The sequence below is a fragment of the Legionella santicrucis genome (assembly GCF_001468135.1).
GTDB classification, from domain to species: Bacteria; Pseudomonadota; Gammaproteobacteria; order Legionellales; family Legionellaceae; genus Legionella; species Legionella santicrucis.
The window spans coordinates 222,864-236,130 of sequence record NZ_LNYU01000085.1 but is presented as its reverse complement, the minus strand read 5'-3'; the positions used below and the strand labels follow the sequence as shown (position 1 = coordinate 236,130).

Below are 13,267 nucleotides of genomic sequence, written 5' to 3'. Positions count from 1 at the left end.
TAATGTCATAATACGCCCGCAGTTTTATAAAAATAGAATTGATTTTATTAACTTTGTTTTTAAAAACGGCTGAATTTAAATAAACCTATATCAAACAGGATGTTTTACTATGAAAAAATTTTTTTGTTCTCTTGGCTTGAGTTTTTGTCTCGCATCTAGCGTATTTGCAAGTGATAGTGCACTTGACCTCCTAAATTCTGAAATTACAAATATTCTTGTACCCTTTCAAAATCAAAGCACTACCGCTAAACTCAAGTTTGATGCAGTAGAAATCGATGATGAGCGCGCAACTAACGTCATTTTAAATGGGCTTTATAGCAAAATTGGTTCAACCAATGTCTTTAATGTGACAATCGATAACCTAAGTTATAATTATGGTGATGGAAAATCGCCAACCACTGCTTTAAAAGGTTCGATTGGACTCGATCTTACCAAGTTTTTAACGCGTGAAGAAAGTAATAGGATAATTCCTAGCGCTATTGAGTTTTTGCAAGACCTTACAAAAGATTATACGGAAGAATATGGAGATGCAGTTTCAGTCAATGGTGTGGTCACGTCAACAACAAAAGATACCGATGGTAATTACACAGGATTAACCGCATTAATTTCAGCAAAGATCGATCTTGATAAAATTTCAGATGAACAAACACGTGAGCTAGTTATGGTTACCGATGTAGTGGTCTCACTCACATTAAATCTAAAAACAGGAATAGCCATAGATTCCTATGTGATCAGTAATCCAGAATATTCGGGATTCAAGGAGGATCAAATAGGTCTAAAAGAAATACTAGAACGTCTGCTGAATCGTGATGAAGAAGTACTAGAGATAATTAACGGACTATTTATGTATTTTGACTATGTGGCTTCTGATATTGTTGAAATGGACAATTCCTCATTTTGGAAACTTCTCCCTAAAAAACACCTCTTAAAGTAACATGAAACGGACATCAAAGGTATTTTATTATCTTTGATGTCTCAAGCTTACGGTACATATTTAATTAAATTCGATCATTATTTAGGAGCTAATTGCTTGAATTTAATAATCCTTATTCAAGCCCCAATATAAAGGAGTAACTCATGAAAACACAACAGACAAAGCAGAAAGACACTACCAATTACAGTTTTTTACTCAAATGCATGGCGGCTCTCACAGCAGCTGCAGTAGCCACCGCAGGGATATTTGCAGCAATAAGTCTCAAATCCGCAGCAGCGACCACGACCACTATAGCTGCTAAAATGGCATTTGCATCAGCTTTTACCCCAATATTTCCAATTGCGCTTGTTCTAATTGGTCTTGTTTGTGTATTACCCTTCCTATTTAGCCGCAATACTACTTACATGCCAAGTCGCACCGTTACGACTGGTTATAATAGTTTTGGCTTTTATTCGCCCAGTTACTCTACTGCATCAGTTTATACAGATTCTCACCACCATGGACATCAGGATACAGGATCTGTTTATACTAGCAGCCATGTACATGGGCACGATAACCACGTCCATGGACATGATAGTCATGCACATGGACACGATAGCAATACACATGGGCACAGTGCAGGTGGGTATGTGCACGGTCATCGTTAAGATTTCTCCATCTCCCCTCAATGGGGAGAAGATTTAAAAATACTTATTAAAATAAATTATCCTTTCTTGTTAACCGCAAAGGCCGCTTTATTCATTTAATGATCAAATGGTGCTATAGTTAACCATAGCATCCCTAATTAAGGATACTGATTATTTTAGAATATACATGCAGGGAGGATGTAAATGAAAAGCATATTACTTATCGCATTGCAGTTAGCAATTACTACAGCTGTTTTTGCTGATACCACTATAATCACAGAAACCAAAACATGGAAAAGCGTTCCTATTACAGTTGATCCACAAACCCAAACTTATACCACAGTTGAGGGACCTGTACCTGAAGGTGATTATTACTATACGTACTCGGGATATCGATGTCTAAAAGAAAAAGTGGAAGTTGTTGGAGGCAATGTAATTATATATCATTCAGGCGCCACTGGTGGAGGTGATATATATTGCTATCCCGAATAAAATAGGGATAACTCACGATCATGGTTTGGAGAATAGAGTGAAGCAGAACTTTACAAAACTACTTCCGTTTTGCTTCACATGACCCAATTTTCCCTTTGATTTTATAAAACCATTCCATTCACCTGGCTATCCCAAAGTTTTTTAAAGTAACTATCTTGGTTATTGACCAGTTCATCAAACCCCCCCTCTTCGATGATCATGCCATCTTCCATTACAACAATTCTATCCATATGACGAATAGTAGACAAACGATGGGCAATTGCAATAACTGTTGCTTTGTTTTGTTCTAGCATTTCATTAATGGACTGTTGAATTTCGTGCTCCGAAATACTGTCAAGACTTGAAGTTGCCTCATCGAGAATAACAATTGTTGCATTTTTTAAAAATGCTCTGGCAATTGCAATACGTTGGCGTTGGCCACCAGAAAGTTTTACTCCTCGCTCACCAACAAGAGTATTATATTTTTCCGGCAATGACTCAATAAAATCATCTATATTAGCCATGGCAGCTGCCTTCTTTATTTCCTGAATTGTTGCATTATCCCTTGCATAACCTATATTTTCACCAATCGTACGATGAAAAAGCATAATATCTTGGGGAATAAGCGCGATTTGCTGCCGTAATGAATCGGATGTAATGTTTGTAATAGGCTTATCATCAATTAAAATTTGACCTGAAGTAGGTTTGAAATTTTTCAATAACAACGAAATTAAAGTAGATTTACCAGCTCCAGAATGACCGACTAAACCAATTTTTTCGCCGGGTTTGATGCGCAAATTAAGATTTGCAAATACAGACTTCCCTTCATTATAAACAAAAGACAATTGATGAAAATCAATTTTTCCTCCACTTATTTGAAAATCTTGTGCATGAGGCCCATCATCTGATTCATGAGGTATGGATAAAATGTTAAATGAAGATTTGAAATCACCAATTTCTTTTAAAAAAGTACAAAGACTACTCATAAGTGTCCATAAATCAAAAGAAATAGTAATCGCTGTCAGCATGACAAAACAGAAAATCACCTGTTGAAATTTCTCCATGCGTACGTAAATAAATCATAAATAAAAAAACAGTAATTAACATGAACCAGTAAAGCACTGATCCGATCATATTAAATTTAAAATCATATCGATAAAGTGCAATTTGGCGCGGCACAAAATCATCAGACATCAACTGCATCACACGTTGATGTTCAAAACGACGTTTTGCAAAATAAAATAAAGAAAATATATTGGTAATATTATCCGAAAGAGCGCCTATGACTTGGTGTTTACTCTCCGCGGTTTTATTAGATAACTGATTTAATTTAAGTGCCATGGGTAACATGATTGCCATCACTAACACACACCAGGCAAGCATAAAGTAAAATACATTCAGATTAACCACTAAAAGCACAAAAACTGAAACAACAACCACACAGAAATGTTTACCTACAATATGATGAATATTCGCAAAAACACTATCGTAGCCATCCAAAAGCCCTTTTAGCTTACTAATTACAGTTCCACTGGGGGTATTTTGGAAATAACTATATGAATGATATTGTACATAATTATAGGCAGAAGCTAACAACCTTTGTCGTGCGTAAGGTTCGGCCTTCCATTCCGCAAAATCACTAATCCTCCAGACTACATCCAAAGTAATTTGCGCTATAATAAACAACAAAATAGGAAATAGTAATTGATGATAAGAGGTTATTGTTTCATTGGAAAAAGCATCCACAATGAGTTTAAAAGAATAATTATTCGCAAAAATATAAAAAGCGGTGAGCACAGGAGCCTGAAGCATCAGTATATACCACCACCGATAAGGCTTAATTACCTGCCATAAAAAATGCCATGCTGAACGGAATGGGTATTTTAAATCGGAAGTATCCATTTAAGCTGCTCGACATGAAAAATCTTCACAGTATACCATAGCAAGTTTATCATGCGCTCACAAATATCAATTTTCAATCAATTCAAGCTTCTTCATATTCATCAATTTTCTAAAAATAGAAATGGAAGTTGTCATTTATCAATGATAACGGTAGACTTACAATCTTCTAAAGTCCCGGTGGCACAGCTGGATAGCGCAGCCCCCTCCTAAGGGGCAGGTCGGAGGTTCAAATCCTCTCCGGGACGCCATATTTATCAAAACACAATGAGGATTAGACGGACTGGAAATAGTTGGCTCTTCCTATTTAAGGGGGCAGCTTAGTCCATCACAGCACACATTCAACCGCACACTGTATTTTTAAAAATACAGATAGCTCCTAGTGCTTTATTCATTTTTATATTGCTTTCTAAACACTTTTTATGCTTTTAAATGCATAACATTTTCGTGAATTCTACATCAGAACAATTGCACCTCAAAACTAAACTGGCGATAATAGATATTTAATAAACACTGACTGGCAACCGATGCTGAACATACTAGAGAATATAGATTTAACTCCCTTAAATACATTGCACTTAAAATCAACGGCATCTCACTATGTTGTCTTAAATAAAATCCAACAGCTAGCTGAAATTAGAGAAATTATTTCTAATTTCCCAAAGTTCTTTGTCTTGGGAGGAGGCAGTAATTTAATTGTACCCACTCGATATCAAGGTTTAGTTATTCATAATGAGTTACGTGGCATTACAATTAATACGGTTGGGCAAGAACAAATTGTTACAGCAATGGCAGGTGAGAACTGGGATGAGTTTGTAGCTTATTGTAATACTCATGGTGCTTTTGGGTTAGAAAATTTAAGCTTAATCCCAGGCACGGTGGGTGCATCACCAATTCAAAATATTGGCGCGTATGGAGTCGAAGTTAAAGATTTTATAAAAAATGTTTTGGTATATGATCTTCAAACTGCAAAATTGGTTAATCTTAGCAACAGTGAATGTCAATTTAGTTATCGGAACAGTATTTTAAAAAATAATTCGCGCTTTATCGTTATTAGCGTCACATTTACTTTATCCGCGGAGGCTAATATTAATGTAAATTACGGTGATGTTGCGCAAAAAATTTCATCTTTAACTTATCCAACACCATATGATTTGCGTAATATAATTATAAAAATCCGTCAAAGTAAATTGCCCGACCCCAACGAGCTAGGTAATGCAGGTAGTTTTTTCCATAATCCCGTTATATCAAAGAAAATGGCGCAGAATTTATGTATTCAACACCCTACTTTACCTATATACCCCACACCCAATCCCGATAAAATTAAACTATCAGCAGGATGGCTTATTGATAATTTGGGTCTGAAAGGATCGCGACAAGGTAATGTTGGCATTTACCAGCAGCATGCATTGATTATGGTAAATTATGGTGGCGCTCATCATTCAGAGTTATTGGAATTTGCTGATTGGATTCAAACACAAATTAAAGAACATTATGATGTACAACTAAATATTGAACCTATTATTTTAGAATAAAATTCCTCAATACTATTTAATAACAAATAAATTCAGTAATTGGTTTAACAAATTAACAGCCTTAAGTTGCAGAGATTTGACTTAAATTCATCTATGGGTGGCAAATTTTTCATTAAAATAATTTTTACCCATAGATAATTAGTAATAAATCGTTCATAACTGCTCTCTATCCATAAATTATTATTTTGATCTTTAGATTAAAAAAGCATAGAGGCAGTATATACTTTTTCATTTAGGGTACATATAGGGTGCAAATTAATTGCGTATGGTTATATGACAATATATTTCCATACAATTAAAAACCATAAAAACCCTTTATTTATAAAGATATGATTTACATGCCGATATATGGAGATATATCGAGCCCCCCAAGGGGGGCAGGTCGGATGTTCAAATCCTCTCCGGGACGCCAATAAGGACACAACACAAAATCAAGTTTTAAACTTTCACACACAATATAATTGTCCTGTTTGCGTGCCTTCTACACTTTTGGAATATGCTATTGCTGCCTTAGCAGCAGGCACCGGTATAAATCCAGGAAAATAGTCGGCGTAGTCAATCATCGATTCCTGTAAAACAGTTGGACTAACTACGTTAATACGTACGCCTCTCGACATTTCAATGGCAGCACCTTTAACAAAACCATCCAAAGCCCCATTGACCATGGCGGCTGATGAGCCATAACGAATAGGATCACGGTTTAATATACCGCTAGTTAGTGTAAATGAACCACCATCATTGACATAAGGAAGTCCAATCAACACCGTATTAACTTGTCCCATAAGCTTATTATTTAAACCGATACAATATTGCGATCCTGTCATTTCATCCAACGCACCAAAATAGACAGTTCCAGTTGTTAAAATAACCGAATCGACTCGGCCTAACGTTTTATACATGTTTTCTATCGAATGATGCTCTGTTATATCAACAAAGACATCACCATTTTGCCTTGCAGCGATTATGACTTCATGACGTGATGATAATTCCTTGACTACTGCCCGCCCTAAAGTGCCTGTTCCACCTATAACCACGATACGCATAACAATCTCCAAAATTCGTGAATAAGAATAAGTATAATTATTTGCAAAATGGCAAACAACAAACAAAAATTGATAACATTATTTACTATTTAGAGGTAATCATGGAGATTCTTGGTAAAATTGCTACCGAAAGACTCAGAGGTACCCTGCAGTGCTCCAACTCAGCGAATATAATTGAGGCAACTACTATTTATTCATGAAAATCCAGCCCGTTTGAATAAAAATTATAAATCCTTGCACAGTAAGCGCCAATTTGATAGTTTTCAATCAAAGCTGTTGAATGAGATGGACTATGAAAACAGAACATGAAGATGGTAGTGTTGTTTTAGAAATGCAAGAGATTCCACCTGTAACCCATTCAAAAAATGGAAGAGAATGGAATATCAACCCTCTACCTAATTATCATACTTTCGAGCCGAGCCAAGATGCTGTCATGTTTGATGTGCCCCCTGCTTCTTCCACTAGCTGGCTGACTCGTTACTTACCTTCACCATCCTCATTGACACGCTATTTGCCTTCCTGGTCGACCGTGGCTTATGGCACTGCTGCTTTTGTGACCACTCTCCCCTTTTTGCCCTATGTATTGACAAAAACACCAGCTTCGTTAGGTGCTGAGTGGTGGGCCGGATTGGATCTGAACACGCAATTATATCTGATTGGTTCGTCCGCTATTTTTCTCGCTGTGGGTACAGGAACACGTTTTAGTTATTATCAACACATGATGGCAAGCTTAAAAAAAATCGCCGGAAGCTTCTGCACCAGCACCGGAAATTTTTTATCGAACTCTACTATCATGATGATCTCAACAATTTCCGCTATACCTTCAGGAGCCATGGGATATTATGCTGCCAGTTGGGCTCCGCAAGCTTTATCCAGTTTTTCTGCTTTATCCAGTTTTTGCATGACTTCCGCCGTACGTCTTGTCTTCTTACCCAATTTTTTTACCATGATTAAAAATAAATTTAATGAAGACAGACAATTTCAGAAACAAATCATAGCGCAATTAAGTCTTATTAATAAGCAACATCCTGATGCATTAGCATGGATGGGAACAGAGGATCAAACCATTGATGAGGAATTAATCCAAGATAAATTGGGACAATTTTACCAACAACTGCTAGATCAGCCTGATTTATTAGCGCCATTTTGCTCTACCCGTCTGAATGAGTTTGTGACTTTTCTAACCACAACCGGTACTGGTGCTTGGTTAAGTGCGGCATTTTTTATTTTTTGCAGTCAGGCAGGCTATGATGGTTTTAAATTGATCTGTCAGCTCTTGTTAGACAATTGCCCCATAGATGAACTTCATTATGCAGCTAAATTAGCCATTGCCATCACTCCCGGGATCACAGCTGGTATAGTAGCGTTTATGTCGGGATATGAATTTCCCGATCACATTGTTGGTAATGTTTTTGCCCACATCAAACAAAAACCCGTTGATCTGCTCAAAACATTGTTGATCACCGGCTGTTGCACGCTCACTGCTTTGGGGCTTAAAAATGCAGCTGCAAGTCTTGCATCACACCCTAATTTATTCAACTTAGCACCAAATGGCACTGATCCATGGGAGTACCTCTATTATGCGCTTTATGTGTATGGAAATTATGGGACAGGAATAGTTTTGGATTTAACAGCGTGCACCAAACTGTTAGGATTAACCCAAAATATCCATCCAACTTCAGCAGACAACATAATTGCTTGGTTAGAACAAAACTCACTAACGCCTGAAACCATAAGTGCATTAAAACAGCATGGATTTTTCAATCATAGAGACGAGAGAGCAACCTCACCCAGAAATGAACAAGCCATCGAACCCACATTCCCCTAAGCTTTAGAATTAATCCTGTCTACAGACCAAAAGCAGTTCCTCGATCATAAATTAAGTTAAATTCAACATAACGACCTCTTCGATAAACGTTTTAATAAACCACATTGATCTATATCATGGAAAAAATTTGTATTACAAAATGCATTTGCAATTTATAATAAATAACTAACCTTTTCAGTCTGCATGATGGTTTTAATATGATAGACATTGATAATTATCATTTAACATGTGAGCGTTGTACCTTCTCTCCTTTTTGTATTTCAGAAGAAAAAAACTCACGATGGATGAAGCAAATTAATCGTGCAGTGAAGCAACATCATTATTTAAAAAAACATGAAGCCTTATATCTTCCTCAGAATATATTTCGAAACATCTATGCGATTCAATGTGGGAATTTAAAAACTTTTCAAATTGATGCTGATGGGAATGAATTAATTCGAGGATTTTATTTCACTGGTGAAGTCCTTGGTTTTGAAGCAATTTACACAGGGCATTATCTTTTTTCAGCAGTGGCATTATCTGATAGTGTTATTTGTGAAATTCCTTATGACAATTTCCTGGAATTACTGCATTTAAATTCTGCGCTACAAGAACATATTTTATATTTAATGAGCCAACAACTAAATATGGGAAATTATTTGTTTTCAATCACAGCAGAACAACGCCTTGCTGCTTTTCTTATTGATTTATCATTCCGATTACAGCCATCAGAAATGCAAACGAAATTTCTTCTACCAATGTCTCGTCAAGATATAGGTAACTATTTAGGACTCACAGCAGAAACTATCAGCCGTCTTCTATCTCAATTTAAAGAAAATAAAATTATCGCGATCGATCATAAAAACATTCAATTTCTGCAACCAGAAAAATTAAAACTTATTGCTGGCATGAATGATACTCATGGCAAAAAATTTTAAGCCTGATTCTAATTATTAAAAGAATAAAATGTACCTGACCGTAGATATATTCCAAGCAAATAATTTAATACACAACTCTTTCATTTCCATATCGCTCGTTACGTCACGTCCAGTACAGAGTTATTGGAGCCATCATTTACGTTTCCATGATCTAGATCAATGTCATCTATAAAAAACTCCTTTAAAATAATCAAAAAATAAGATTATAGGTTGCGTTAGGACACTAACAACACTCATATTTTCTAAATAACTATTTTTTAGCACAATTTCATGATTATTTTTTTTATTTATTGAATTAGAAATTCCAATAACTTTTGTCAGCTGTATTAGAGGTAGCGTCTTATGAAATCCACCAAATCAGATAAATTATGGAAACAAATAAAGGAAATAAAGTCATCTGTGGCTCGTTCAAGCATTCCCAATGAGTGTTATAAGCGTTCTCATATGAAGACTTTATTCTGGTATTTTTTTGATCTTATGTTGTTTTTGTTAGGAATGTTCCTGGTTATTTTAAATTTTAATGTGGAATTACAGCTACTGGGAGGTTTCATTGCTGGCATAGCTACAGCTATGATGTTTGTTTGGGCACATGATGCGGCACATGGGGCTCTTTTCAAAGACAACAAAATTTCTGAGGTGCTGGGAACAATAGCCATGCTCCCCTCATTAAATATTTATCGAATGTGGGCCTTTGGCCATAATAAAGTTCACCATGGATTTGCCTCTTTTTCTCCAATAGATTGGATATGGCGTCCACTGACGTGTTCAGAGTACCAATCCCTTTCTACGTTCCAACGCTCACTCTATCGAATAGAACGGTGTTTTTTCACTTGTGCCTTCCATTATTTGCGCAGAATTTGGTGGGAGCAAATGGTGTGCTTTAATCCAGGTAAAGAAAAAAAACAATGCCGATATTATCGACATGGTAAGCTTGTAGTTTTGTTTTACGCACTCATGATGTCAGTTTTGGCATATGTTTTTGCAGGAGGTATTATTGGTATTTTTGCTGCAGTCATTTTACCTTTTATCGTTTTTAATTATTTCATTGCAATAATTGTATATCTACATCACACACATCCCGATATCCCTTTTTTTGATTTAAAAAATGAATGGTCTCATTCTGTGGGTGCGTTGTACTGCAGTACGATTATCCATTGCTCAAACATCTCCAGAGTATTATTACACAATATAATGATACATATCCCCCATCATTTAGATCCAAGAATTCCTTTTTATAACTTACCGCAAGCACATAAGGCATTAAAAGCCAAATATGAAGAGTACTTTCATGAGTATCATTTTAAGTTGCAGTACGTATTAAGCATTTTTAAGAAATGTAAGTTATATGATTTTGAGAACAAACTGTGGATGACCTTTAAGGATGCTAGATAATGCAGTGTTTCCACATCCATGATCATAGATTCACTTACCAGAATATGATAATTCCTTATCACGGAATTCATTCTTTTCATTATCTGTATTTATATAAAATAACTATATTATCTCAAGCGATAAGCAAAAAAATACAATCTTTTCGTGTGAGTTAGCCCCTGAAAGTCCTCTCCCCCCACATGTGTGGAGAGAGAGGTCGTTTTTCTTTGAACAGTAGTGGTTAGTTCTTAACTTAGCTCTTTTAAAAGCATTGAGGTTGGGCCTTAGCTTCCATTGAGTGATTTAATTTATTCACGTGCTGTGTTGGAACAGAAGGGGAAAAGAAATGAATATTTTTTCCAGCTGAGACTTTGTAAACATTTTTATTTTCTACTGACACAGGTAATATTACATCAAAATGTTTGAAAATCTCACTAACCTCCGCTTTCATTTTTTGAGCGACATATCCTTTAATGATGCGCTTTCCTTGATAGTTGTGAATGCTTCCATTAGCGTGAACTTGAATAAAGCGATCCTCACCATTGGAATTTTTTCCATGGACAATAAATCCTCCTTCAGGTTTTGTATTGGCGGCGATTCCTATTACTTTATGACCATGACCTAAAGAATAATCTTTTATCAAATGTACAGAAGGTGGATTCAATCCAGGTTGCGTTGCTATAAGGTGTGCATTATTTACTTTTTTAGCAAATACGTCAGAAAGTAACCTTTTGGGCCGCGAGCGCTCGTTACGTAAGGCTTTATGATCATCGACCCTATATCCTTCAATGTTAATATTGGCAGAACAGCAAGCAGCACATTTATCGATTTGGCTTTGAGTGTCATCAAAAAGCACACAATTAACTTTATAATTTTTTAAATCATCGTTCTCCATTATTACTTTTGACAGAAATTCAGCTTTCTTGCCTTCAGAGTGAATGGTGTGTAATTGATCACGCGGAATATTTAATTCTTGCCCAATATCGATACCATTATAAAATTTTATTTTTTCTAGTAGGTTATCGGAGTCTGGAGCAAATAATTTTTTCATATCATCTTTTTTATATGTCCAATTAGCCGTCACAATCCAGACTTCATGGCCATTACTTATTGCCTCTGCCATTTTTGCCTTAATTTTAGACATTTCTTTCTGCTTAAAGACAGGCCCCCCTTTATCTTTGAATGAATGCTGTTTGATTAACGTGTCATCTATATCAAAGGCAAATACATGTTTAGTCAAAGAAGGTTGAGGAGGACTTATTGGAATATCTAAATTTATCACAGGAGTTGATGTTGTTAATTTTAGCTGAGATAGATCGGTAATGGCTTGATCTATATTAGTCACTACCTCGACTAGCTTTTTGCCATCTAAAGAAGGCTTATAAGTATAATGAACTCCAGCTTCTTGGTGAGCAACTTTATTTCCGGTCATTGCATTGGCCTTACATCCCATCTCTACTAAATTATTAGCAACTTCCTTTAATTGAGCATCATCAAAATAGTATTGAAGAGAATTTTCTAAAGCACTCCGCTTTACAGAAAATATTCGGGTTAAATCTATCCGATGAGCTGACATCAATACGTTTTCAGTAAAGTATCTCAAAGCTTTACCATTAATGCCTGCGACATCTTTGTAACTGTCTAAGGTGTGTTTCTCTTTGGGGGTGGGTTCAAGCATGCCATCTTTAATAATTTGAATTAAATTATGGTTAAATCCTAATTCTGTCGCTATCTGTTCAAACATATCTGCAGAGCGTTTTGAATAAATAGTTGCATGGCCACGATTATCTTTTTCATGATCAAACGTACGGCCAATACGTTTACAATATGCAGCTAATTTTAAAGCACTTTTAATTTCAGGATTACTATTAATTGTTTGGGCGATAGCACGTCCTTTTGAATTGCCATCCACAGCCATCTTATTGATTAAGGCATCGGTATAAATCATCTGTCGTATTGCATGGCCGGTTCCATGATTTTGCTTATAGACAGCGACGTCAGGAATTTTTTCTGGAGGTTCAGTGTTATTTGCTTTACTAAATGGATACTTATCTATTTTTTTACCTTGAGCATTAAATACTTTATGAGGATCATAATGGTATGGGCGCTCAATAATATCTCGAGAAATACGCTTATATACTTCAGCCAAGCTGTTATCTGAGAAATCAGTTAAAGCAGCAAAAGTCTCCCATTCAAATACTGCCACAGAGTCCATAGGAGGTTGTGAATGGTTTGGTTTTGTTTGATAGCTAGGTTTCTTTGATTCATAGCGTGATTTTTGTGCTGGAAAAGGAGAATTTGATGGTAAGTTTGTAGCTGTTTTTGGAGCATATTTAGACATTTATAGATCCCACTAAAATTGGTTGCTCGCAATTATACATTGTGTGTATTAAGTAATCATTAAGCATGGGTAATTGATATTTTTTTGAGGGACACTCTTGTCTTTAATCAGGATGAAAATTATTCATTAACTTTTATATAGTATTGGCTCCCATACTTCATTGGGAATTTGCCCGCGATTTGTTCGTGCTCACCAGTGTCTGAATGATTGTTTGACAGAATCTAATTTTATCGAGCCTCAACATATTTTAAAGAAATGCAAGTAACCCATCAAAGCGGAAAATTATGTCTTGGTAGGCTCTT

The 13,267-nt window shown here is 35.9% G+C and carries 11 protein-coding genes, 1 tRNA gene and 1 pseudogene; 8 read left to right on the top strand and 5 right to left on the bottom strand.

Going from position 1 to position 13,267, the window contains the following annotated elements; all coding sequences use genetic code 11:
• Positions 1-109: 109 nt before the first annotated feature.
• The 3 genes from Lsan_RS16420 to Lsan_RS16410 all read left to right on the top strand — a co-directional run bounded on the left by Lsan_RS16420 (position 110) and on the right by Lsan_RS16410 (position 2,052).
• Positions 110-934: a hypothetical protein gene (locus tag Lsan_RS16420; protein ID WP_058515200.1), complete on the top strand. Its 825-nt coding sequence runs from the start codon at positions 110-112 to the stop codon at positions 932-934.
• Positions 935-1,077: 143 nt separating this feature from the next.
• On the top strand, positions 1,078-1,581 hold the full coding sequence (locus Lsan_RS16415) for an urease accessory protein UreE (protein ID WP_058515199.1): 504 nt from the start codon (positions 1,078-1,080) through the stop codon (positions 1,579-1,581).
• Positions 1,582-1,764: 183 nt separating this feature from the next.
• On the top strand, positions 1,765-2,052 hold the full coding sequence (locus tag Lsan_RS16410; protein WP_058515198.1) for a hypothetical protein: 288 nt from the start codon (positions 1,765-1,767) through the stop codon (positions 2,050-2,052).
• A gap of 101 nt (positions 2,053-2,153) precedes the next feature.
• Here the strand turns inward: Lsan_RS16410 and Lsan_RS23175 are convergent, their stop codons facing one another.
• Positions 2,154-3,077, bottom strand: coding sequence for an ABC transporter ATP-binding protein (locus Lsan_RS23175; protein ID WP_237762177.1), 924 nt, complete (start codon positions 3,075-3,077; stop codon positions 2,154-2,156).
• Entirely contained in the window at positions 3,031-3,933 is a 903-nt protein-coding gene (locus Lsan_RS23170) for an ABC transporter transmembrane domain-containing protein (RefSeq protein ID WP_237762176.1), read from the bottom strand. Before Lsan_RS23170 ends, Lsan_RS23175 begins: the two co-directional genes overlap by 47 nt.
• Before the next feature lie 171 nt (positions 3,934-4,104).
• Between Lsan_RS23170 and Lsan_RS16400 the strand changes: the two genes are divergently transcribed.
• Both Lsan_RS16400 and murB read left to right on the top strand, forming a co-directional pair.
• Positions 4,105-4,181 (top strand) — tRNA-Arg (locus tag Lsan_RS16400).
• A gap of 276 nt (positions 4,182-4,457) precedes the next feature.
• A complete protein-coding gene (murB, locus tag Lsan_RS16395; protein WP_058515197.1) occupies positions 4,458-5,465 on the top strand; it encodes a UDP-N-acetylmuramate dehydrogenase in 1,008 nt (335 codons plus the stop codon).
• Between the two features lie 446 nt (positions 5,466-5,911).
• On the opposite strand, the gene Lsan_RS16390 is transcribed toward murB, so the two are convergent.
• On the bottom strand, positions 5,912-6,508 hold the full coding sequence (locus Lsan_RS16390) for a short chain dehydrogenase (protein WP_058515196.1): 597 nt from the start codon (positions 6,506-6,508) through the stop codon (positions 5,912-5,914).
• A gap of 292 nt (positions 6,509-6,800) precedes the next feature.
• On the opposite strand from Lsan_RS16390, the gene Lsan_RS23165 reads away from it, so the two are divergent.
• A complete protein-coding gene (locus Lsan_RS23165) occupies positions 6,801-8,336 on the top strand; it encodes a hypothetical protein (RefSeq protein ID WP_237762175.1) in 1,536 nt (511 codons plus the stop codon).
• 19 nt (positions 8,337-8,355) lie between these two features.
• Here the strand turns inward: Lsan_RS23165 and Lsan_RS23385 are convergent.
• Positions 8,356-8,418 (bottom strand): annotated as a pseudogene (locus Lsan_RS23385) (coproporphyrinogen III oxidase); the annotation flags it as partial.
• 115 nt (positions 8,419-8,533) lie between these two features.
• Between Lsan_RS23385 and Lsan_RS16375 the strand changes: the two are divergent.
• Together Lsan_RS16375 and Lsan_RS16370 are read left to right on the top strand one after the other, a co-directional pair.
• Positions 8,534-9,253: a helix-turn-helix domain-containing protein gene (locus Lsan_RS16375; protein ID WP_058515195.1), complete on the top strand. Its 720-nt coding sequence runs from the start codon at positions 8,534-8,536 to the stop codon at positions 9,251-9,253.
• Positions 9,254-9,595: 342 nt separating this feature from the next.
• On the top strand, positions 9,596-10,645 hold the full coding sequence (locus Lsan_RS16370; RefSeq protein WP_058515194.1) for a fatty acid desaturase: 1,050 nt from the start codon (positions 9,596-9,598) through the stop codon (positions 10,643-10,645).
• Positions 10,646-10,886: 241 nt separating this feature from the next.
• On the opposite strand, the gene Lsan_RS16365 is transcribed toward Lsan_RS16370, so the two are convergent.
• Positions 10,887-12,965: a SidE phosphodiesterase domain-containing protein gene (locus Lsan_RS16365; protein ID WP_058515193.1), complete on the bottom strand. Its 2,079-nt coding sequence runs from the start codon at positions 12,963-12,965 to the stop codon at positions 10,887-10,889.
• Positions 12,966-13,267 lie beyond the last annotated feature (302 nt).